The organism is Bradyrhizobium altum (assembly GCF_020889705.1).
In the GTDB taxonomy this organism is placed as follows: domain Bacteria; phylum Pseudomonadota; class Alphaproteobacteria; order Rhizobiales; family Xanthobacteraceae; genus Bradyrhizobium; species Bradyrhizobium altum.
On record NZ_JACMYP010000027.1, the window covers coordinates 22,814 to 43,809 of the forward strand.

At 64.6% G+C, this 20,996-nt stretch carries 20 protein-coding genes; 13 read left to right on the plus strand and 7 right to left on the minus strand.

The window, feature by feature from the left end:
* Window positions 1-197: 197 nt before the first annotated feature.
* The 4 genes from H8B02_RS10370 to H8B02_RS10385 form a co-directional block, all read right to left on the minus strand.
* Entirely contained in the window at window positions 198-1,403 is a 1,206-nt protein-coding gene (locus H8B02_RS10370) for a M24 family metallopeptidase (RefSeq protein WP_229166153.1), read from the minus strand.
* A gap of 3 nt (window positions 1,404-1,406) precedes the next feature.
* Window positions 1,407-2,825 (minus strand): MFS transporter, encoded by a 1,419-nt coding sequence (locus tag H8B02_RS10375; protein ID WP_229166154.1) that lies wholly within the window; start codon window positions 2,823-2,825, stop codon window positions 1,407-1,409.
* 18 nt (window positions 2,826-2,843) lie between these two features.
* Window positions 2,844-3,569, minus strand: coding sequence for an alpha/beta fold hydrolase (locus tag H8B02_RS10380; RefSeq protein WP_229166155.1), 726 nt, complete (start codon window positions 3,567-3,569; stop codon window positions 2,844-2,846).
* Between the two features lie 77 nt (window positions 3,570-3,646).
* Window positions 3,647-5,224, minus strand: coding sequence for an FAD-dependent monooxygenase (locus tag H8B02_RS10385; protein WP_312000779.1), 1,578 nt, complete (start codon window positions 5,222-5,224; stop codon window positions 3,647-3,649).
* Window positions 5,225-5,374: 150 nt separating this feature from the next.
* Here H8B02_RS10385 and H8B02_RS10390 point away from each other — a divergent pair, with 150 nt between their 5' ends.
* The 8 genes from H8B02_RS10390 (at window position 5,375) to H8B02_RS10425 (ending at window position 12,343) form a co-directional block, all read left to right on the plus strand.
* Window positions 5,375-6,271, plus strand: coding sequence for a LysR family transcriptional regulator (locus H8B02_RS10390; RefSeq protein ID WP_229166157.1), 897 nt, complete (start codon window positions 5,375-5,377; stop codon window positions 6,269-6,271).
* 302 nt (window positions 6,272-6,573) lie between these two features.
* On the plus strand, window positions 6,574-7,947 hold the full coding sequence (locus tag H8B02_RS10395; RefSeq protein ID WP_229166158.1) for an aromatic ring-hydroxylating oxygenase subunit alpha: 1,374 nt from the start codon (window positions 6,574-6,576) through the stop codon (window positions 7,945-7,947).
* The gene (locus H8B02_RS10400) at window positions 7,947-8,462 is read left to right on the plus strand and encodes an aromatic-ring-hydroxylating dioxygenase subunit beta (protein WP_229166159.1); all 516 of its coding nucleotides are present in this window, start codon (window positions 7,947-7,949) and stop codon (window positions 8,460-8,462) included. The genes H8B02_RS10395 and H8B02_RS10400 overlap by 1 nt, the downstream gene beginning before the upstream one ends.
* Before the next feature lie 8 nt (window positions 8,463-8,470).
* Window positions 8,471-8,794, plus strand: coding sequence for a non-heme iron oxygenase ferredoxin subunit (locus H8B02_RS10405; RefSeq protein ID WP_229166160.1), 324 nt, complete (start codon window positions 8,471-8,473; stop codon window positions 8,792-8,794).
* 39 nt (window positions 8,795-8,833) lie between these two features.
* Complete coding sequence (locus H8B02_RS10410; RefSeq protein ID WP_229166161.1) at window positions 8,834-10,147, plus strand: MFS transporter; 1,314 nt, start codon at window positions 8,834-8,836, stop codon at window positions 10,145-10,147.
* A gap of 77 nt (window positions 10,148-10,224) precedes the next feature.
* Window positions 10,225-10,737, plus strand: a complete 513-nt coding sequence (locus H8B02_RS10415; RefSeq protein ID WP_229166162.1) for a MarR family winged helix-turn-helix transcriptional regulator — start codon at window positions 10,225-10,227, stop codon at window positions 10,735-10,737.
* A 147-nt stretch (window positions 10,738-10,884) separates the two neighbouring features.
* Complete coding sequence (locus tag H8B02_RS10420) at window positions 10,885-11,166, plus strand: hypothetical protein (RefSeq protein WP_050401090.1); 282 nt, start codon at window positions 10,885-10,887, stop codon at window positions 11,164-11,166.
* Between the two features lie 223 nt (window positions 11,167-11,389).
* On the plus strand, window positions 11,390-12,343 hold the full coding sequence (locus H8B02_RS10425; protein WP_229166177.1) for a helix-turn-helix domain-containing protein: 954 nt from the start codon (window positions 11,390-11,392) through the stop codon (window positions 12,341-12,343).
* A gap of 38 nt (window positions 12,344-12,381) precedes the next feature.
* Here the strand turns inward: H8B02_RS10425 and H8B02_RS10430 are convergent, their stop codons facing one another.
* Window positions 12,382-13,251: a DUF2066 domain-containing protein gene (locus tag H8B02_RS10430; RefSeq protein ID WP_229166163.1), complete on the minus strand. Its 870-nt coding sequence runs from the start codon at window positions 13,249-13,251 to the stop codon at window positions 12,382-12,384.
* 200 nt (window positions 13,252-13,451) lie between these two features.
* Between H8B02_RS10430 and H8B02_RS10435 the strand changes: the two genes are divergently transcribed.
* Window positions 13,452-14,465: a zinc-dependent alcohol dehydrogenase family protein gene (locus tag H8B02_RS10435; protein WP_229166164.1), complete on the plus strand. Its 1,014-nt coding sequence runs from the start codon at window positions 13,452-13,454 to the stop codon at window positions 14,463-14,465.
* 9 nt (window positions 14,466-14,474) lie between these two features.
* Here the strand turns inward: H8B02_RS10435 and H8B02_RS10440 are convergent, their stop codons facing one another.
* Window positions 14,475-15,248 carry an enoyl-CoA hydratase-related protein gene (locus H8B02_RS10440; RefSeq protein ID WP_229166165.1) on the minus strand — a complete coding sequence of 258 codons (774 nt, stop codon included), beginning with the start codon at window positions 15,246-15,248 and terminating at the stop codon, window positions 14,475-14,477.
* Window positions 15,249-15,349: 101 nt separating this feature from the next.
* On the opposite strand from H8B02_RS10440, the gene H8B02_RS10445 reads away from it, so the two are divergent.
* Both H8B02_RS10445 and H8B02_RS10450 read left to right on the plus strand, forming a co-directional pair.
* On the plus strand, window positions 15,350-16,939 hold the full coding sequence (locus tag H8B02_RS10445) for a gamma-glutamyltransferase (RefSeq protein WP_229166166.1): 1,590 nt from the start codon (window positions 15,350-15,352) through the stop codon (window positions 16,937-16,939).
* 45 nt (window positions 16,940-16,984) lie between these two features.
* A complete protein-coding gene (locus H8B02_RS10450) occupies window positions 16,985-17,839 on the plus strand; it encodes an enoyl-CoA hydratase-related protein (protein ID WP_229166167.1) in 855 nt (284 codons plus the stop codon).
* A 313-nt stretch (window positions 17,840-18,152) separates the two neighbouring features.
* Here the strand turns inward: H8B02_RS10450 and H8B02_RS10455 are convergent, their stop codons facing one another.
* The gene (locus H8B02_RS10455) at window positions 18,153-19,325 is read right to left on the minus strand and encodes a GAF domain-containing sensor histidine kinase (RefSeq protein ID WP_312000775.1); all 1,173 of its coding nucleotides are present in this window, start codon (window positions 19,323-19,325) and stop codon (window positions 18,153-18,155) included.
* Window positions 19,326-19,598: 273 nt separating this feature from the next.
* Here H8B02_RS10455 and H8B02_RS10460 point away from each other — a divergent pair, with 273 nt between their 5' ends.
* Window positions 19,599-20,000 carry a PaaI family thioesterase gene (locus H8B02_RS10460; protein ID WP_229166178.1) on the plus strand — a complete coding sequence of 134 codons (402 nt, stop codon included), beginning with the start codon at window positions 19,599-19,601 and terminating at the stop codon, window positions 19,998-20,000.
* Between the two features lie 2 nt (window positions 20,001-20,002).
* Complete coding sequence (locus H8B02_RS10465; RefSeq protein ID WP_229166168.1) at window positions 20,003-20,992, plus strand: alpha/beta hydrolase family protein; 990 nt, start codon at window positions 20,003-20,005, stop codon at window positions 20,990-20,992.
* The last annotated feature ends 4 nt before the right edge of the window (window positions 20,993-20,996 follow it).

The following is a 20,996-nucleotide window of genomic DNA, read 5'->3' on the forward strand; positions in this document are numbered from 1 at the left end:
GTCGCAGGGGGCGCTGCCAAAATATCGAAAACAACCCCATGCAAAGTAGCCGGCGGCGGCCGGCGTCGACCGGGCAACTTGACACGTCGGGCAATTCAGGGATATATTTCTATTATTCCGAAATTGACCACGAGCGCCTGCAGCATCGCAGCTGAACCGGTGACCCAGCCAAAAATGCCGCCCTGGCGTTAACCGCTTCAAGCGATGAGACGCGACGAATTCCATCCCCGGCCGTGGTCTCCGGGCGCTTCCCAGCCCGATTCGGAGACGAGCAGCGTGTCCTCGAGCTTGATGTAGCCGCGCGCCGGGTGCAGCAGAGCGGTTTCGATCGAGATCACCATCCCGCATTCGAGCGGCCGGTCGGCGTCATACGGCGCGTAAGGTACCGGGCCGGTCGCGGTGAGGCGCGGCGCTTCGTGACTGACAAGCCCAATGCCGTGTGCGGTGAAGTCGAGCACGGCGCGATGCGGAGAAGCATTCACGGCCGCCTCGCCCGCGGCAATGATGCCGCCACCCAAGGCGCCCGGCCGGATTGCGCGCCGGGCCACCTGCTGGATGTCCTCGACCTGTTGCAGCAACTCGCGCAGCTCGCTGTCGGGCTCACCCAGAATACCCATGCGGCTGAGGTCGCCGATATAGCCCCGGTAGTTTCCGCCGGAATCGATCGAGATCACGTCGCCCTCTTCAAGACGCTGGTTCGACGGCGCGCGGTTATGGCTCTTGCCGCCGGCGATCAGGCAATATTCGAAGACGAGATCACGTTCCTGCTCCTCACGGCGCAGACGGGCGACGACGTCGTTCTTGGTCATGCCCGGCGCGCAGCCCTTGAACGTCGCCATCATCGCATCGACGACCCGTTCGGAAGCCTCTCTGATGAGATCCAGTTCCGCCGGTGACTTGACGGCACGAAGCCGTTCCAGCGTGAAATGGGCCTCGCGGACCTCGACGTGGCCAAGGCCGGCAAGCAGGTGATCCCTGGCGTCGGCCGGCAGGAAGCCGGCTTCGATGCCGACGCGCCTGGCGGAGCCCCCAAGTCTTCTCACATGTTCAATCGCGAGGCCGATCGCATCAATCGTTCCCCATGCGCCCGCTTTGACGGTCGGCGCCGATATCCGTCCGAGCTCATGCTCGAACTTTTCCATCCGGTTGCCGATGTAGGCGGAATTTTCAGGGTGCCCTTTCTGATAGACGAAGACAGGCAGATAGCGGCTCGTGCCAATTGCCTCCATGACGTCGAAGAAGAAGAAGCGATATCCACCGAGCAGGTACTGCACATTGTGACGCGAGGTGACGACCAGGATGTCGAGCCCCGCCTCATCCATCAGCCGATCGAGTTTTGCGGTATCGAACGGCGCCGCCGTTGCGACCATGTCGTGCGCATTGTCCATGGTAGAACCTTCCATTTTTCACTGTCCCGCCGCCGCTTTTGCGGCCAGCGGCTTCGGTGCGGCGCTCGCGCCCGCGTTTTCACCAAACAGAACCACCGGGCGTCCGTGCGGCTCGACGCCGAGGAACGTAAAGGCAAGCCCGATCAGGAGGCCCGCGCCGGCAAGAAAGCAGAACGCCGGCATCACCGCCGACGCGGTCGCGCTGGGATGCACGACGTTATCCGCGCCGGCGATCAGTGCGAGACACAGGGGACCTACGATCTTGCCGACCCCGTTTGAGAGCTGGGCAAGGCCGACCGCGCGCCCCGACAGCTGGACCGGAAAGATCTCCGCGGGATAGGGCCCGATGTTCGAAAATCCACCGTCGAAGAACAGGGCGCCGACGATCAGGAAGACTAGGAACAGCGGGACCGAGCCGGCAAAATCGTTGTGAAAATAGGCGGCCAGCGCCAGCGAGACCGCGGTGCCATAGCCCATCAACTGACCACACGGCTTGCGGCCGATCCGATGGGCGAGAAAGGCAAAGCCGGTCCGGCCGACAACGCCGGCGAGGCTGACATAGATGAACATCTTCGCCGCATCCTGGGGCGAGACGCCAAGCAGCAGCGCCACGATCGTCGGCCCCCACAGGAAGACACCGTAATTTGCCGTGCTGGCGCCGAACCAGACCAGGACCGTCAACCAGAAGCGCCGCTGCTCTGCAAAGAGATCGGCGAATGTCGCCGGGTTCGCCGGCGGCAGCGTGGGCAGAACAAATGACTCGCCGCCGACCCGATAGAGCTTTCGGATGCTCGCCTGCGCCTCGCGCACGCGGCCCTTGCTGATCAGCCAGCGCGGCGATTCTGGCATGATGATCATGGTCAGAATTCCGAGGATGATCGGCAGGAATCCAACCGCCGCCAATCCGCGCCAGCCCACCAGCGGCAACAGGAAGCTCGCCGTCACCGACGCCGACAGCACGCCGAAGGCGACCGGAACGACCACGAGGCTCGTGACCAATGTGCGATGGCGGGTCGGCGCGAATTCGACGATGGCGGGAACTGCCGCCGCCGCGCCCGCGGCAAGGCCGAAGCCGACGAAAAAGCGCAGGATCGCAAACGCAACCCAGCCGTCTTCCGGAATGAACGCGATCGCGCCCGAGGTCAGGCCGCAGAGCATAACGCCGGCAACCGCCAACGGCTTGCGCCCGAACCGATCCGCGAGGACCCCCGCGGCGAACGCGCCCAGCATCGCCCCGATGCCGGCGCTCATCAGCATGATCGAGGTTTGCCCAAACGTCAGGTGCCATTTCGGCGCCAGTACCGAGACCAGAAACCCGACCACAAAGAAATCGAAGAAATCGACCACGCCGGAGATGGCGAAGATGATGATCGATAGCCAATAGCGCGTCGTCACCGGCGCTTCGTCGAACGGCACAGCGCTCGTTTGCTCAGCCATGGTCTCTCCCTGTTGTTATCAAGCCGCCTTTTTGTTTGAATTCAGAAATGCCGTCACCGCCTCCGCCACCCGCTCGGGGGCCTGGATCGACGCGACATGGCCGACGTCTGCGATGGTCTTCGTCTCGACGCGCGCAAGATCGCGGGCGAGCGCAAATGTCTCTGCGTTCGGAATCAGCCGGTCGTCAGCACCCGCCAGCAGCAGCGTCGGGCGATCAAAGCCCGTCAGATCGGCGGCGACGGGCTGCGCGAGCAAGGCGCCACGTCGCGCCTTCTGGCCGTCGTCGCGGCTCGAGCCACGGAAGATGTCGATCAGCTCGGGCCGCGCGTGCAGATAGTCCGGCGGAAAAAAGAACTCCGCAATCTTCGGCGCGTTGCCTGTGGTGTCCGCGCGGTACGACGCGAGCTTGCGGAAGACATCCGCATTGACGTCCAGCGGACTCCTGTTGACCTTCCAGGTGCTGCCCAGGATCAGGCGGTCGATGCTGCCGGGATGGCGAGCCGCCAGCACTTGCGCGATCAGGCCGCCCAGCGAGGTTCCGAAGACATTGACACGATCGTAGCCAAGCCCCCTGATCAACGCAGCCGCATCATCAGCCAGGTCGGCCAGCGAATAGGACGACGGAGGGTTCCTGGTGGCGCCGGAATCGCGCTGGTCATAAGCGATCACGGTGAAATGCGCTGCCAACACCGGCGCAAGGCCGCCAAACATCGAATGATCGGCCTCGCCGCCATGCAGCAGCACGATCGGCTCGCCGCGCCCGGTTTTCTCAAACGCTGTGACGACGCCGTTGGATTCGAGCAATTGCATCGGAGACCTCGTCAATGCAGCAACGTTGAGAGCGCGCCGGCCAGTTCCTTTGCCGGATCCGACGGCAGCCACGGCATCCGCCACGCCACATGTCCATCGGGGCGCACCAGCACGGCGCCGCGCATGCCCAGCTGGTATCCGTCTGCCGGGTCGGCGGACGGCAACTGTTTCAGCGAGAGCGGCAGGCCAGTCTTCTCCGACACCTGCTTCCCCGCCTCCAGCCATTCGCTGCCGAGCGGCCCCGTGACGACGGTGAACGCCTTGTCGAACCAGTCGAGCGTCGATTTCTTGCGCGAAGGCTCCAGCCACATGTGCGGAAAGCGCGCGCCGGGGCGGTCCGTCGGCGTGTAGTAGCGGGAGTTCAACGCCTTCGCGACGGTACCGTCGGGGATGACCGCGCCCTCCTCGTAATTGTGTCCGAGGTTCTGCCCGATGCTGTGCAGATGATTGTCCATATCGTTGATCCAGAACCTGATCCGGTCCGGATTGCGCGATCGCACGGCGTCGTCGGTCAGCCCAAATCGCAGCCTGTTCCCGAAACTGAAATTGGCATTGGATTGCGCGATCGGACGGCGCTCGCTGGAATAGCTGTCGAGCAGCTTTTCGTCTGCGAGGCCCTTCAACACGAAGGCGAGTTTCCAGGCGAGATTGTGCGCATCCTGAACGCCGGAGTTCAGACCGAAGCCGCCGGTCGGCGGAAAGCGGTGCGCGCAGTCGCCGACCAGAAACACCCGGCCCTTTCGAAAGGTCTCGGCCACCTGCATGCTGACGCGCCAGATCGAACGATTCAAAAGCGTGACGTCGAGGTCCGGAATGCCGACATGGCCGCGCGCGATCTCGATGAACTCCTGGTCGGTCCACGGCCGCTCGCGATCATCCTTGGTCAGGCCGATTTGCGTCACGGTGAGCCAGCGATCCCGGCCGTTGGTGTTCAGGATCCCAGCGCGCGGCAGATCGGGCTTGTCGGGGACGATGATGAAGCCGGCGGCCTCGCGCGCGATCGGCAACCGCGACAGATCTGCACGCCAATACTCGTTCGACATCACCGCCAGCGTGGAGGGTCCGACCATGTCGATCCCGGCGCTGCGCCGCGTCTGGCTGCCCGCGCCGTCGGCGGCGATCAAGTAAGTCGCCGTCCACCGCGTCACCTCGCCGGTCTCTTCGCAACGTGTCGTGACGCCGACGCCGCTGTTGGTCTCCTCGAACGATTCACAGGCCGTGTTGAACAGCACCGTGGCGTGTTTGGACTTCTCGACCACCCGCAGAATTTCCTCCTCGACGGCATCCTGCGCGACCAGGCTCTTCCAGGCGGGGGTATGTCCGACATTCGGCTCGGGACGGGTGCGGCCGAACTCGTGACCCGCGATGCTGTCGAGGAACACGAACATGTCGGAGTTGTCCTGCAGGCCGCGGTCGCGGATCGCCTGCTCGATCCCCCATTGCCGGAAGATCTCCATGGTGCGGACCCAGCAGCCGCGCGACTTCGGATGATCTGTCGTCGTCGGGCTCTTCTCGACCACCACGCAGTCGATGCCGAAGCGATCGAGCAGCAGTGACATCGCAAGGCCGACCGGCCCGCCGCCGGCGATGAATACGGACGTCGGCGTGCCTCATCAGTGGCGGTGCCCATCCTCGTCTCTCCTCCGTTTGATCGTTGGGAAGAGACTGCCCCTTTTTTGGTATCTCACAAGAATATGTTTGATATGGTATCCATCTCATTTTGAGATGGAGCGTCCGTCATGGACCTGCGGCAGATCCGTTATTTCGTCGCCGTCGCCGAGCGTGGCGGCTTTGCCGCCGCAGCAAGCACGCTGAACGTCGCCCAATCGGCGCTCAGCCGCCACGTCAAGGAACTCGAAGACGAATTGGGCGGCGCCTTGCTCGAACGCGGCGCGCGCGGTGTCTCGATCACGGAATCGGGCAAGGTGCTGCTCGCGCGCGGACGCTGGCTGCTCGGGACAATCGACGACATCAAGGCCGAGGTGCGCACGGAAAATCGGGAGCCCAGCGGGACGGTGCGGATCGGCGCGCCGCCAAGCCTCGGCGATATCCTCTACCCGCCGTTGGCCCAGACATTCGTGAAGCAATTTCCACGCGTGCGGCTCGAGCTCAACGAAGGCTTGACGGAAAACGCATCCGAACGCCTGCTGCGCGGTGAGCTCGATCTGGCGATCGTGACGACGCCGCCTCCCAACGATCACCTCGACTATGAACTGCTCATGGTCGAGCAGGTGTTCCTGATCGGACCGGCGCGCGATCCGCTGCTGAAGCGCGGCAGACTGACCCGCAAGGAGTTCGACGCCCTGCCGTCCGCCGTGGCCCCGCTCAGCCGCAACCCGTTCCCGTCGACCATGCTCTGCGCGGTACGGGTCGACAACAGCACGCCGATGAAGCGCATGGTGGCATCGGGCCTCGGCTATGCCTTGTTGCCCTTCTCCGGCATTCACCAGGAAGTCGCTGCCGGTGCGCTATCGGCGGCGCTTTTGCCGTGGATGCGCGCCGACCGCATCCTTGCATTGCCGCGCGGACGGCCGGTCAGCCGCGCAACGCGTGAAGCGATTGCAACCTTGAAGACGATCTGCCGCGCCCTGATCGATGAGGGAATCATCCTGACCGCGCCGGCACGCAAGACCTGAGCGCGTCATTCCCCTCCAAACGATCTGCTCGTTCCGCGCTGGTGCCCACCGCGCCGGCTCCATTCGCTGCATCCCGTCGCCCGCTCCAGGCGACCGGGCTGGCCCTCTTGCGTCCGGCACTCGCCTTCCGGTCAACCAATCGTCTTGACCATAGTTGTCATGACAACTATAGAGTCATTCCAAGATTGGCGATCAAGCCAGCTGTTCCCGCCGTGGACGGACGAGAGCCGTGAAACGGCAATGGCTCTGCGGGCGACCTTGGTCGCCTTGCACGGCCGGCGGTTAGTCGAAGGGAGGACGTGATGAACGCTGCTTCGCAGAACCACGCGGCTCGACTGCGGGAGATTTCCCGACTCGTTGACGACCGCCCCAGCGAACGCATCTTCCAAGTCGATCGCCGGATCTTCAGCGATCCCGCCGTGTTCGACGCCGAGCTGCGGCATATCTTCGAGGCCACGTGGAATTTCATCGGCCTGGAATCCCAGGTCGCCCGGCCCAATGATTTCGTCACCACCCATATCGGCCGGCATCCAATTTTGGTGATGCGGAGCGCAGACGGCAAGGTCGGCGCATTCCTCAACACCTGCCGGCACCGCGGAACGGTCGTCTGCCCATTCAAGCAGGGACGGCAGAAATTCCATGTCTGCCGCTATCATGGCTGGGCATACGACTCGAGCGGACGCAACATCTCGGTGACGGAGGAAGCGAGCGGGCAGTATCCGCCGTCCTTCTCGAACCAGAATCACGACCTGCTCCCGGTCGCCCGGCTTGGTTCGTATCGCGGATTCCTGTTCGCAAGCCTCTCAGCCGACGTTCCGCAACTGGAAGAGTTTCTCGGCGACACCCGCGCGTTCCTCGACCTCATCATCGATCAGAGCGACAGCGGTGAAGTCGAGTTCGTGCCGGGCGCCAGCACCTACACGTTCGATGCGAACTGGAAGCTGCAGTTCGAGAACGGTCTCGACTATTATCATTTCGCGACCACCCACAGCTCCTACGTCGATATCCTGAAGAAGCGCAACGCCACCGCCGGACCGGACGCCGGTTTCACGGTTGAGCCGGGAGGCGAACAGGAAGGGCAAGGCAGCTTCAGCTTCGACTATGGCCATGCCGTCAACTGGTCGATCAAACGCACGCAGCTCTATGGCCGTCCGCTCGGCATGGACCCGGCGCGTCTCGATGCCGTGCGGCAACGCGTCGGCAGCACGCGCGCCAAGTGGATGCTTCGGCAACGCAACCTCACGATTTTTCCGAACCTGCAGGTCATCGACATCCTGTCGGCGCAGGTCCGAACCTGGCGGCCGCTGGCGCCGGACAAGACCGAGATGGTGTCGCATTGCCTCGCCCCCGTCGGCGAAAGCGCCGCGGCGCGCACGCTTCGGATTCGCAACTACGAGGACTTCTTCAACGCCTCCGGACTCGCGAGCTCCGACGACAACGTGATGTATGAATTCTGCCAGACCGGCTACGACGCGACGTCAGCCGCGCCCACGCAAGGCTATCTGCGCGGCGTTGCGGACATCGGCCACGGCGAAAGCGCGCATACGCGCGAGCTCGGCATAACCCCGTCCGAATGGTCGTTCGGCCCCACCAGCTTCGGCGGCGAGACGAATTTCCACCCCGGCTATCGCGAGTGGCACAGGCTGTTGCAGCACGCCGCGGGGGAGACGGCGTGATGGCTGGCGGCGCAATCAAGCAAACGGACGTCCACGCGGTCGCCGGCGCGACCATCTTCCGCGAGGCTCGCCTGCTCGACAGCGGCGAATGGGCCGATTGGGTCGCGATGTACAGCGAGGATGCCGTCTATTGGGTGCCGGGGTGGCTCGACGAATACACCACCACCAATGATCCCGATACGCAGGTCTCGCTGCTCTACCACGATGCACGGCGCGGGCTGGAAGAGCGGATCGCACGCATCGAGTCGCGCAAGTCGATCACCGCGCTGCCGCTGCCGCGCACCGTGCACCAGATCTCGAACCTGGAAGCGTCCGAAACCGGGCCTGACGAGATCACCTGTCACTCGGTGTTCTCGGTCCACGTCTACGACCCGCGCGTCGCCAAGGAGCATCTGCGCCACGGGCGGTATGCGCACACGCTGAGGCGTGAAGGCGACACCTGGAAGATCGCGCGCAAGGTCATCACGCTGGTCAATGACCGGGTCCCGACCGTGCTCGATTTCTACAGCATTTGAGAAGGCAAATGACGGATCAGGGAATCTGGCACGAGGCTGCCGCACTCGGCGCGCTGAGCGAAGGCGAGCCCTACGGCATCGAGATCACCGGCCATCACGTCGCGCTCTATCGCGTCGGCAACGAGTATTACGCCACGAGCAACATCTGCACCCATGCGGAGGCGCTGCTGTCCGACGGCATCCTGGACGGCTGCGAGATCGAATGCCCGCTGCACATGGGCCGCTTCGACATAAGGACCGGCGAGGCGCTGACCAGTCCGGTCGAGATCGACATCCAGACCTATCCGGTGCGCGTGGTTGGCGACCGGCTGGAAGTCTGCTTGCCCGCGTAAAGCGACCGTCAGAAAATCAACAAATCGGGGGAAGCTGGGATGACCGAAGTCGTGATGGACAAGGCGGCGATCGCGACCGCCGATCCGGAGATCGAACGCACCACGATTCGCAAGGTCGCGCTGCGCCTGATGTGGTTCGTGATGGCGATGTACTTTCTCGCCATTCTCGACCGCGGAAACATCTCCTTTGCCGCGCTGCAGATGAACAAGGAGCTCGGGCTCAACGCCGAGATGTTCGGCATCGCGGTCGGCATCATGTACTTCACCTATTCCATCTTCGAGATCCCGAGCAATCTCATCCTCAGCAAATACGGCGCGCGCGTCACCCTGACGCGGATCGCGATCCTGTGGGGCATTGCCACGGTGCTGATGGCGTTCACGCAGGGCCCGCTCAGCCTCTATGCATTCCGCGGCTTCCTCGGCTTTGCCGAGTCCGGCCTGTTTCCCGGCGTCATGCTGCTGCTGAGCCTCTGGTTTCCGTTCAGCTACCGCGCCCGCTACAATGCGATGTTCAATTACGCGGTGCCGATCTCCTACATCTTCGCCTCGCTGATCTCCGGCGCGATCCTCGAGCTGAACGGAACGTTCGGCATCTCGGGCTGGAAGTGGCTGTTCATCCTCGAAGGCGTGCCGCCCATCATCCTGGGGATCGTCGGCATCTTCTATCTGACCGACCGCCCGCAGCAGGCGAGCTGGCTGTCGACGGCGCAGCGGAACTGGCTGACCGGCGCGCTGGAGCGCGACGCCAGGGCAACCGGGGTGGTGCATGCCGAGGGCGTGCTCAGGACCATCACCAAGCCGATGGTGCTGCTGTTCGGCCTGTGCAATTTCGGCCTGTTCTGCGGGCTGGCGTCGCTGTTCCCCTGGCTGCCGCAGATCATCAAGTCGTTCGGCCTGCCGAATTCGCAGGTCGGCTTCGTCACCGCGATCCCGCCGATCGCCGGCCTGATCGGCATGATTGCATTGTCGCGGCACTCCGATCATGTCGGTGAGCGCTTCTACTATGCCGCGACGACCTTCGTGATCGCCGCAGCGGGCTTCGCGATCGCGGCCTTTTCCACATCGCCGGTCTGGATCATCATCGGATTCATGGTTGCCAATGTCGGCGTCTATGGTACGCAGGCCGTGTTCTGGACCATTCCGCAGTCCTACATGTCGCGGCAGAGCGCGCCGGGAGCGATCGGTCTGGTCGGCATGATCGGCAGCATCGGAGGCGCGACGATCCCGATCGTGATCGGACGCGCCAAGGACGCTTCGGGCAGCTTCACCACCGGATTCCTCGTGGTATCAGGCGTTCTCCTCGTCGCGGCGGTCCTGGTGTTGATCGCGCGCACACAACTCGTGAAAGAATGAAGAATCGGACTGCCACAAGTCGCACTAAAGTCGCTGACGCGCGCCGCGCCCCGCAAGAGGACGCACGCTCGGAACTGGTGATTGATTTCGAACGCTATGTGCCGACGGTGCTGTCGAGCCTCGTCGCGAAGTTGCGCGCGAATGCCAATGCTTTCTTCCCGCAAGCCTACGGCGTCTCGCTCGCGGAATGGCGGGTGCTGTCCTTTCTCCGGGAGCATGAGCCCGCCAGCGCCTACGACATCTGGACCAACGCGCAGCTGGACAAGGCCGTCGTCAGCCGCGAGACGACGTCGCTGAAGAAAAAGGGGCTGGTCGAGCTGACGCCGGTCAGGGGCAGCGCCCGGAACCGGAGCGAGATCCGGTTGACAGCTCAGGGCGTGGCGCTGCTTGACCGCAGCCTCGACGAAATCCTGCGCCGGCACAGCAACCTCACGGCCGGCCTCGATGCCAGGACGCTGGACACGTTCTTCCGCGTCGTGGATCACATCGAGCATCGCATTCCTCACATGGCCGATCCGTCCGAACATGCCGCGCCGGCCCATGCGCCGGTCAAGCGCATTGCGAAGCGGAGATCGCCAACCGGCGCCTGAAGGCGGCAGGCCGGGAATGCGGCGATCGCTCAGATCGAAATGCGAGTCACGGTGCGGTGAGTGCACGAAGGAACCGGGCGTAATTTAGGTTTCAGTAAGCAAGTTGCAGCTAAAGTCGATCAGTGAGTTGCGTAGAGGAGACTTCCAGTGATCGACTTTGACGAACTTCGTAGTATCGCCGCGGATGTTCGTATCTTTATCGATGCTTCGGAAGACAAGGGCGGTGCCTTGAAGGCCATCGTCGACGCCTACGATGTCGTCCTCGGCATCTTCCCCGCCGGCCCCGGAATGGACCTTCACGTGGTCAAGGGCACCGAGGTCCTCAATCACATCGCGCAGACCCAGGCCTCGTCGGGCTTCACGCACACCGCGATCGCTTTCCAGACCCGCGAGCAGGCTGTTGCGCTTGAGCACCTGATGGCGGCCTAGCCACCGGCGCAGAGCCGCTGACGACCGCGCATTTTGCTTTGAGATCAAACGATTGCCCCATGCGGCGGGGGCGATATGCAGTTTGTGCCAGTCTCGTCCCCAAGGCGCGCGGTCCTGACAAAACGGCGTCCCGACCCATCGATCCCGTGCCGTCGTCCGCGTTGCCTTCCCGAGCAAAACCGGCAAAAATCCCGTCCACGATTCCGCCGTGGGACGCGTGGATATGGGCCAGCACCTGACGGTCAGCACCGGCGAGCTTGACGGCTTCGAGGGACTCCACGACGCCGTCAAAGGCTCGCATGTCGATGTCATGCAGCTGGAGCGCGGCAAGCTGCGCGGTACATTGTCTCATGTCGGGATCGGCGATTTCTCGCTCAGCATCGGCGCATTCAATGTCGGGGTGCGCACCCAGCGCACTTCGGCCGATGACAAGCTGATCATCGGAATGCTGCTGAACGCCACGGATCGCGTCACGCATTGGGCATTCGACATGCAGCCGGCCGACGTGCTGGTGATCCCGCCATCGGTCGAGCATGACGGCGTCTTTCACAAGGCCTCGTCCTATGCCGCAATTCGCTTCGACATGGCCGATCTGCCCGACATATTCGGCGATGAGCCGCGGCTCGCCGATGCCGAAACATGGCAAGCAAAGAACCACTTTCGCGCCGACCCCACGCTCGGCATGGCCGGAGCGATCAGGCTGCCGCAGATCGTCTCGCATCTCGCCCGGTATCCGGACGCGCTGTCGGAGGCGTCGTCCGAGTTCTGGAAGCGCGCGATCATCGAATGCGTCAGGCCGACGGCGATCACATCGCTGCCATCAGACGGAACCAGCTACCTGCCGTCGGCGATGAAGCTGGTCCGCCACGTCGAGGACTATCTGCACGCCGCGGGCGCCCGCCCGGTCCATGTCTCGGAAATCTGCACCGAGCTTCGGCTGTCGCGACGCAGCCTGCACCGCGCCTTCCACGAGGTGTTCGGCGTCGGCCCGGTGACGTTCCTGCGCTACAAGCGGCTCTGCATGATCCGTTCGATCCTGCGCGAAAGCACGCCGGAGCAGACCACCGTTTCCAAGGTTGCGATCGAACAAGGCTTCATCGAGCTCGGGCGCTTCTCGCAATACTACCGCGCGATGTTCGGGGAGTACCCGTCGCAGACGCTCGGCTACGCCGGTTAGAACGATCCGGGGGCGCTCACGCACATTCAAGCGCAAGCTCATTTCGATCGTCCCGGATCGCCATTGCCGGACAGCACCTGCGCGGCGCCGCCGATGCCGCGCCGGAAGGCCTCATCGAAGGTGACGCCGCGGAACTGCCATTTGTAGTCCCTGCCGCGCCACGCCATCCGCCATTGCGTGGCCCAGCCGAGATCCTTGTCGTCCCAGACCAGCTGTCCGACCAGAATGGCCTCGCCGCCCCGCGGCCCCACGATCGCACTCAACTGCGCGGGCGGCGTCTTCAGGAGGCCGGCGGCCGCGACATTGGCGCTCGTCAGAGCGGCCGTCTCGGGCAGCACGAAGCGCATGCCGCGCTTGCCGGCCGCAGCCGCGAGTGCATCGCGCTGCAAGTCGGACTGCGTCCCGTCAGAGGTGACGATAAAGTCCTTCGGGCCATGCAGCATCTCGACGAAGACGCCGAGCGCCGGCCGCTGCGATCGCCACGGCTTGAGGCCGAGCTTGGCGAGAATGCCGTCGATCTTGTTCTGGTCGAAAGCGACCGTCAGGTCGTAAGGCCGGTCGCGGGTGCCCTGCTCGTCATGATGCGGCTTGCCGGCATACTGGTCGTGATAGTCGAAACTGCTGACGAATTCTCTGGCCCTCGATTTGTATGCGGCAAGCCTGCGGTCGCTTGCCAGCATCGGCTGGCCGGAGACCTTGATCAGGACGTCCTCCAGACATGCACCGAAGCCGATGATGCGGTTCGGCTCGCCCTGGCCGGTGACGACGGTCTGCGCGCGGTAGAGGTTGTCATCCGCCGCCGCGATCGCACCACTGCACCAGATCAATGCGGCGGCAAGCAGCGCCCGGACCACACCACGTGTGAACGCGGCGACCGGATTACGTTTCGTCTCAAGCAAGGCAGCCATGGTCACCTCCGCTCGGTCACGTCATCAACGGCACATTGGTGGCATTTTTCGGCAGCGCCAACATGTTCGGACATGGGCGCCATTCCATCGGCCGCACGGCACGCTATGGCCAGGCGCGGCAGGCCTGACATATGCTCGGTGGATGCGCGGCGGCGCCGGGTGCGCCGCCCAAGACAAGAACAGCCAACAGGAGACGTCCCGTGAAATGCTATGAGTTGCAAGGCCCCGGCGGCGTCGACGCGCTTGCGCTGGTCGACAAGCCGGTTCCACAGGCCGGCCCCGGCGAGGTCCTGGTGCGGTTGAAGGCGGCGACGCTGAACTATCGCGACCTGCTCACGGTCAAGGGCGGCTATGGCTCGCGCCAGAAATTTCCGCTGGTGCCGGTTTCCGACGGCGCCGGTGTCGTCGAGGCGGTTGGTGCCGGCGTCAGGAATTTCGCAGCCGGCGATCGCGTGATCGGCAGCTTCTTCGAAAGCTGGCTCGGCGGCGAGCCGAGCGAGGCGCGGATGCGCGCGGCGCTCGGCGGCAGCGTCGACGGCGTGCTGACCGAATACCGGGTGTTCCCGGCGCACGCACTGGTGCGCACGCCGGACCATCTCAGCGACATCGAAGCCGCGGCGCTGCCATGCGCCGGCCTCACGGCGTGGAGCGCGGTGGTCAAGCTCGGCGACATCAAGCCGGGACAGACCGTGCTGACCCAGGGCACCGGCGGCGTCTCGCTGTTCGCGCTGCAATTCGCCAAGATGTGCGGCGCCCGCGTCATCGCGACCTCTTCCAGCGACGCCAAGATCGTGCGGCTGAAGCAGCTCGGCGCCGATGTGACGCTCAACTACAAGACCACACCCGACTGGGGCAAGAAGGCGCGGGAGCTGACCGGGCGCGGCGTCGATCTCGTCGTCGAGGTCGGCGGCGTCGGCACGCTGAACGAGTCGATCCGCGCAACGAAAATCGGCGGCACCATCGCCTTCATCGGCGTGCTCGCCGGTCCCGCCTCTTCCGACACCCGGCTGCCGTTGATGGTGATGCAACAGCAAAGGCTGCAGGGCGTCACCGTCGGCTCGATCGAGGATCTGCAGGCGCTGTGCGACGGCATCAGCACGCACGGCGTCAAGCCCGTGATCGACAAGGTGTTCGCGTTCGACCAGGTCAAGGACGCATTCGCCCACATGGCGAGCGGCGCGCATTTCGGCAAGATCGCGATTGCGATCGGCTAGCATGCTTGCCTAGCGCCCCGTGAACTGGGCCTTGCGCTTCTCGACGAAGGCCTGACGGCCTTCCTTCGCGTCGGCGCTTTCGCGGATCACCATCTGCAGCTCGATCTCGCGGCGAAACTGATCGGCGTAGCTTGCGTGCTCGCTCTCCTCGAGCAGCTGCCGTGTCGCGACCAGCGCGCGCGTCGGGCCATCGGCGAGGCGGCCTGCAAGCGCTTTCGCCTCGTCGAGCAGCCTTGCGTCGTCGACCACGTCGCGCACCAATCCCCACTCCTTGGCCCGCTCGGCCGACAACGGCTCGTTCAGCAGCATCAGCTCGAGCGCGCGCTGGCGTCCGATCAGGCGCGGCAAGAGCCAGGTCGAGCCGAGGTCGGGCACCAGGCCGATCCGGCTGAACACCTGGATGAAGCTCGCCGAGCGCGCGGCCAGGATGATGTCGCCGGACATCGCAAGGCTGAAGCCGCCGCCCGCCGCGACGCCGTTGACGGCGACCACCACCGGCATCCGGCACTCGCGCAAGGCCTGCATTGCCGGCCAGTAATGCTTCATCACGCCGGTATAGATATTGTCGCCGAGCGAGTTGAACGCCTTGAGATTCTGCCCGGAGCAGAAACCGCGTCCCTCCCCGGTCAGGATCAGCGCGCGGATGCCGGGTGCGACGCCCATCTCGCCTATGGCGCGTGCGAGATCGCCGAGCAGTTCCGGCGTCATGGCGTTCAGGCTGGCGGGATCGTTCAGCGTCAGAATGCCGACCTTGCCGTCCCGTTCACGCTTCACACTGCTCATTTTCCGCTCCCTGAAATTGGTTCTTGTTGCACTGACAGTGCCATGCTTGGCATGCTACGCCAACGCGACCCGCCCGCAACAAGAACAGCGAAAGCAACGCCATGTCCGACCAGTTCTCCAACTCGCAAGTGATCCGCAAGCCGGCCGTCAGCGCCAAGGGCGGCATCGTCGCCGCGCAGTCGCGCAAGGCGGCCGAAGTCGGCGCTGAGGTATTGGCAGCGGGCGGCGATTGTGTCGACGCCGTAATTGCAACCACCTTTGCGCTGGGCGTGCTGGAGCCGTGGATGAGCGGCGCCGGCGGCGGCGGCGCCATGGTGCTGTACCGCGCCAAGGAGAACCGCGTCGAGGTGATCGACTACGGCATGCGCGCGCCGGACGGCCTGCGCCTCGAGGATTATCCGCTGACCGGCGGCGCGGCCTCCGACCTGTTCCCCTGGGCGCGCGTCAAGGACGACCGCAATCTGCACGGACCGGGCTCGATCGCGGTGCCCGGCGTCGTCGCCGGCATGGAGGAGGCACATCGCCGCCACGCCAAAATGCCGTGGAAGGACCTGCTCGCACCGAGCGTCAAGCTTGCCGGCGAAGGCCTGCTGGTGGATTGGTGGACCACCGACATGATCGCAAGCTCCGCCGCCGATCTGCGTCGCTATCCGGCCAGCGCCGGGGCGTATCTGCTGGACGGCCTGCCGCCGAATGCGCAATGGGGCATCAAGTCGGTGGTCCGCATGCCGCAGGACAGGCTGCAGGCGACGATGGCGCAGCTTGCCGCCGCCGGCCCGCGCGACTTCTACGAAGGCGATCTGGCGCGCAGCATCGCCGACGACATCCAGGCCGCCGGCGGCGCGCTGTCGGTGCGCGATCTCGCCGCCTTCCGCGCCCATCTGCGCGAGCCGCTCAGGATTCCCTATCGCGGCGGCACGGTCTATGCCACGCCGGAGCTGACCGCGGGTCCGACCATGGCGCGTACGCTCGGCCTGTTGCACAAGGCGTTTGCGCCCGCGCAGGGCGGCCCGGATGCGGCGGCCTATGCTGCCTACGCCGAGGCGCTGCAAGCCGCCTATCGCGAACGACTGAAGGACATGGGCGATGTCGACGGCCGCCGTTCGCTCGGCGCGGAAGCGATCGCGCCGTCCTGCACCACGCATTTCTCGGCGGTGGACCGCGACGGCAACATGGCCGCGGTGACGCAGACGCTGCTGTCGACCTTCGGCTCCAAATTCGTGACGCCGAACACGGGCCTCACCATGAACAACGGCATCATGTGGTTCGATCCGACGCAAGGCAATCCGAACTCGCTCGCGCCCGGCAAGCGCTGCCTGACCAACTACACGCCCGTAGTGGCGGAAGGGGCTGACGGCCGCCGTCTTGCCGCCGGCGCATCCGGCGGCCGCCGCATCCTGCCCGCGGTGTCGCAGCTGCTCTCCTTCGTGATGGATTTCGGCATGGACCTCGACGCCGCGATCCATCAGCCCCGCATCGACGCCAGCGAAGGCAATGTGGTGATCGGCGATGTCCGCCTGCCGCAAGCTGTGCGTGAGGTGCTGCGCGGCAGTTTCGACTATGCGGAGGCGCGCATCCAGACCCAGCCCAAGAAGTTCGCCTGCCCCAGCATCGTGCTGCGCGATGGCACAACAAACAGCGGCGCCACCGAGCCGTTTCATCCGTGGAGCGATGCAATCGCGGAGGGGTGAGTCGACCGCGGGGCGCATAACAACAAGCATCTCAGGGAGGCCGTCATGAGCTACGAACACATCACGTGCGACATCGACGGCTCCCTGATGATCGTCACGCTCAATCGGCCCGACAAGCTCAACGCCTACACCGGCACCATGGGTGCGGAGATCGCCGACGTGTTTCTGCGCGCCGATGCGGACGACGGCGTCCGCGCGATCGTCGTCACCGGCGCGGGCCGTGCCTTCTGTGCCGGCGCCGACGTCTCCGGCGGCGCCAAGAGCTTCGACATGTCCGGCAGCCACGGCGCAGGCGTGTTCGCAAGCGCCGGCCAGCGCAGCGGCCGCTTCGTCGAGGCGATCTTCAACTGCCGAAAGCCTTCGATCGCCGCGATCAACGGCGCTGCGGTCGGCGTCGGCATCACCATGACGCTGCCGATGGATATCCGCATCGCCGCTCGCGGCGCCAAGATCGGCTTCATCTTCGCGCGCCGCGGGCTGGTGCCGGAGGCCGGCAGTGCGTGGTTCTTGCCAAAGCTCGTCGGCCTGCCGCAGTCGCTGCGCTGGTGCCTCTCCGGCCGCACCTTCGATGCGGACGAGGCGCTGGCGGGCGGCCTCGTCAGCGAAGTGGTCGAGCCGGACGCCCTGCTCGAGCGGGCGCGGCAGATCGCCCACGAGATGACGGCGGAGACGTCGGCCGTGTCGGTCGCTCTGACCCGCCAGATGCTCTGGCGCTTCGCCGGCGCGCCTGATCCGTTCGAATTGCTTGCGATCGACAAGCCGATGTCGGTCGAGCGCGGCGGCCACGCCGACGTGCGCGAGGGCGTGCAGTCCTTCATCGAGAAGCGAAAGCCGGCCTTTCCGGGCAAGGTCTCGCAGGACATGCCGAGCCAGTATCCGTGGTGGCCGCCCTCGGAATGATCGGGGATCGCGGCGTGCGAGGTCGTCGTGCCGTGAGCCGGCCGCTGCGCCTCACGGTCGCACCTCACGCACCACCGTCGTCCCGGCGAAGGCCGGGACCCATAACCAGAGGGCTGCTTTGTTGAATGAGCTGTGGCCACAGCTCTGCAAGGCAATTCGCATTCGTGGTTATGGGTCCCGGCCTTCGCCGGGACGACACTGAAGATGTCGCACGGCCGGTGCGTCAAACGTACGCATTCTCGCGACACGTGAGCATGGTCCGGTCAGCAGCGCGGTATCCGAAAGGTGAACCGTGTTTCGGCAGCGGAGGACGTCACCTCGAGCTTGCCGTTGTGGGCGCGCGCAATTTCCGCGGCGATGTAGAGGCCCAAACCAGGCCTTCGTAGGTGGACTGGTGCGCAACGCGAAAGAACGGCTGAAACAACCTCTCGATAACCGCCGGAGCGATCGGCGCCCCGCCATTCGCGACCGACAACTCAAAGCCCTCGCTGTCGGTTGCCGCAGACACCCTGACTGACGAATTGCCGTCGCCATGCTTCAGGGCATTGCCGACCAGGTTGGACAGCAATTGCGCGATCCGGGCCGGGTCGGAATTGATGCCGCGATTGATGGCGAAATCGGTCTGGATCACGCGATCGGGCCATGCCGCGCGTAATTCATTCACGACTTGCTCAAGCGCCGGCAGCAATTGCGCGTCGGCGCTGCGCTTCAATTTGAAGCCGCCGCCCAGACGGGCGCGCGCGAAGTCCAAGACATCGTCGGTCAGGGTCGCCATGCGCTTCACGCTGTTCTGAAGCAACCCGACATAGGTCATCGACTTTTCGTTGAGCGGCTCCTTCAGCAACAGCCTCATGCCCGCGTCGATCGAGGCGAGCGGATTGCGCAAATCGTGCGCGAGCACCGCGATAAATTGCTCGCGAATCTCGTCCGCCTGCTGGTGGTTCAGTAGCGCGGCCTCGCTGGTTGCGACCCTCTCCTGCACCTGCAGGTGAAACGCGATCAGCGAAGCGAACAACTTGAACATGTTGACGACTTCCGGCGTGTTCACTTTCGCCGGGTGCGGATCGATCGCGCAGAGCGTCCCGAAAAACGTGCCATCGGCGAGGACGATCGGAATCGAAATGTAGCTTTGAAATCCGTACATCGCCGGCGTGCGGTGGTCGCGAAAGGCCGGATCCTCGGCGACATGGTCGATGACAACACCGTGTCCGCTCGCCCGGATTTCGTCGCAGATCGTGGTCTCGACCTTCAGCTCATCGCCGGGCTTCAGTCCGAACGAGATGTTGTCCCGGACGGCGCACGCAATCCAGCGACTTTCCGTGACCCTTGCCACCGCGGCAAAGCCCATGCCTGTGGTGCGGCACACCACGTCGAGGATGGTCGGAACCGCATCGATCCGGCCGATCGCCAGGATGTCAGCCTTCAGGTCAGCGGGGAGCTCTGTCGTCGCGGCGGCCGACGAGCCTTCCAAGTTCGTGGCAATCAACTCGGGAATTCGGATCTACCTCACGCAAACACCGGGAACAAAAGGCCCGATCATGGGTCGCGCACGATGGGGATCGTCAATGATCTCAGCATCGCCCGAAACTTCGACCGCTGTCCACATCTGAAGATGGTTCCCTGATTTCCCAAGTTCGGATCGCACTGACGCCGCAGGGGATTGTCGGATAAATCAGTGATTGAGCTTTCGCGATGGCGCGCCGAGGGACATTGCAGGACGCAAATGGGCTGATACAATTCGGCCCGACAACGAACAATGGTGACCGGCTTGAGCGATGCAAGCGCAGACGTGCCGCCCGGCGCTCAGCTCCTCGGACGCGAGTGGCTGGGCTTCGACGGCGAAATCACCTCGATCCGCTTCGTGGCGCAACCCCTGTTCACCAACCGGCATGGAACGATCCAGGGCGGCTTCCTTGCGGCGATGCTGGATTCGGCAACGGGCCTCGGCGCCCTCGCTGTACTTCCGGCAACCAAGACCGTGGTGACCAGAACTCTCACCACGCGGTTTCTCAAGCAGGCCCGCGTCGGTCCGATCACGGCCAAGGCCAGGGTCGTCTCGCAGACCGACCGCGACATGATCGTCGAGGCCGATCTGATCGACGCTGACAATTTGACCGTTGCCAGCGCCACGGCCGAATTGCGGATTCTGGACAAGCGATAGCCATGCGTTGTGCTCCCTTCGTGCTGTCAGCGCTGTTGCTGCTTGCGGTCTCGGCGGTGCAGGCGGCCGGGCTACGGCGCTTCGACGTTCCCGCGGGCCCCGACGGGCCTGCGATCAGAGGGGTGGTATGGCATCCCTGCGCCGAGCCCCCGCACGAGATCGACGCCCGCGGCAGCAGAACGTTCTTCGGCGTCAACGACTGCCCGATCGTGGGAGACAAGCTGCCACTGATCGTGATCTCGCATGGAAGGCGCGGCTGGCTCGGCGGCCATCATGACACGGCCGCGGCGCTTGCGGATGCCGGTTTCATCGTCGTGACGATCAATCATCCGACCGATACCGAGCGCGACACCAGCGGCACCGACAGCCTTGCCGTCACGGTCGAGCGGCCCGCCGACATCAAGCGCGCGATCGACTACGCACTCGGAGGCTGGCCCGATGCAGCTCGCATCGATGCCGGACGCATCGGTCTCTATGGTTTCTCCTGGGGCGGTTATACAGGTCTCGCGGCGATTGGCGGTGAGCCAGATCTCCGCAAGGGCCTGCCGAACTGCCAGACATCGAGCTTGCGGGCCTGCAAGGAGCTCGAAGGCGGAGAAAAGCCGAGCGGACCGGTCGTCCACGATCCGCGGATCAAGGCTGCGATCATCGTCGATCCCTTTCCTGTGCTGTTCTTTGCTGCCGAGAATCTGAAAGCCGTGACGATCCCGATTCAATTGTGGAGCTCGGACCCCGCGCAGAGCGGCGACGGTCTCTCCGGGTGCTGTGCCGCCGCGATCAACGACAAGCTTCCGTCCAGACCGGACTTTCACCTAGTGCAGGATGCCAAGCACTTCTCCTTCCTCGCGACCTGCACGCCGGAGGAGACAGCGAAGATGGCGGCCATCTGCACCGACCCGCCGGGCTTCGATCGCCTCGCCTTTCATCAACGCTTCCACGCCGCGGCCATCGCGTTCTTCAGAACGCATCTTGGCGAGACCGGGACGCGATAGCGCG

What these genes read in the sequence shown, in the direction of transcription:
- H8B02_RS10445 (WP_229166166.1), top strand. Translation starts at nt 15,350, where the DNA reads ATGTCCGACCAGTTCTCCAACTCGCAAGTGATCCGCAAGCCGGCCGTC.
- H8B02_RS10400 (WP_229166159.1), top strand. Translation starts at nt 7,947, where the DNA reads ATGGCTGGCGGCGCAATCAAGCAAACGGACGTCCACGCGGTCGCCGGC.
- H8B02_RS10395 (WP_229166158.1), top strand. Translation starts at nt 6,574, where the DNA reads ATGAACGCTGCTTCGCAGAACCACGCGGCTCGACTGCGGGAGATTTCC.
- H8B02_RS10405 (WP_229166160.1), top strand. Translation starts at nt 8,471, where the DNA reads ATGACGGATCAGGGAATCTGGCACGAGGCTGCCGCACTCGGCGCGCTG.
- H8B02_RS10410 (WP_229166161.1), top strand. Translation starts at nt 8,834, where the DNA reads ATGACCGAAGTCGTGATGGACAAGGCGGCGATCGCGACCGCCGATCCG.
- H8B02_RS10370 (WP_229166153.1), bottom strand. Translation starts at nt 1,403, where the DNA reads ATGGAAGGTTCTACCATGGACAATGCGCACGACATGGTCGCAACGGCG.
- H8B02_RS10430 (WP_229166163.1), bottom strand. Translation starts at nt 13,251, where the DNA reads ATGGCTGCCTTGCTTGAGACGAAACGTAATCCGGTCGCCGCGTTCACA.
- H8B02_RS10450 (WP_229166167.1), top strand. Translation starts at nt 16,985, where the DNA reads ATGAGCTACGAACACATCACGTGCGACATCGACGGCTCCCTGATGATC.
- H8B02_RS10375 (WP_229166154.1), bottom strand. Translation starts at nt 2,825, where the DNA reads ATGGCTGAGCAAACGAGCGCTGTGCCGTTCGACGAAGCGCCGGTGACG.
- H8B02_RS10465 (WP_229166168.1), top strand. Translation starts at nt 20,003, where the DNA reads ATGCGTTGTGCTCCCTTCGTGCTGTCAGCGCTGTTGCTGCTTGCGGTC.
- H8B02_RS10390 (WP_229166157.1), top strand. Translation starts at nt 5,375, where the DNA reads ATGGACCTGCGGCAGATCCGTTATTTCGTCGCCGTCGCCGAGCGTGGC.
- H8B02_RS10425 (WP_229166177.1), top strand. Translation starts at nt 11,390, where the DNA reads ATGGGCCAGCACCTGACGGTCAGCACCGGCGAGCTTGACGGCTTCGAG.
- H8B02_RS10440 (WP_229166165.1), bottom strand. Translation starts at nt 15,248, where the DNA reads ATGAGCAGTGTGAAGCGTGAACGGGACGGCAAGGTCGGCATTCTGACG.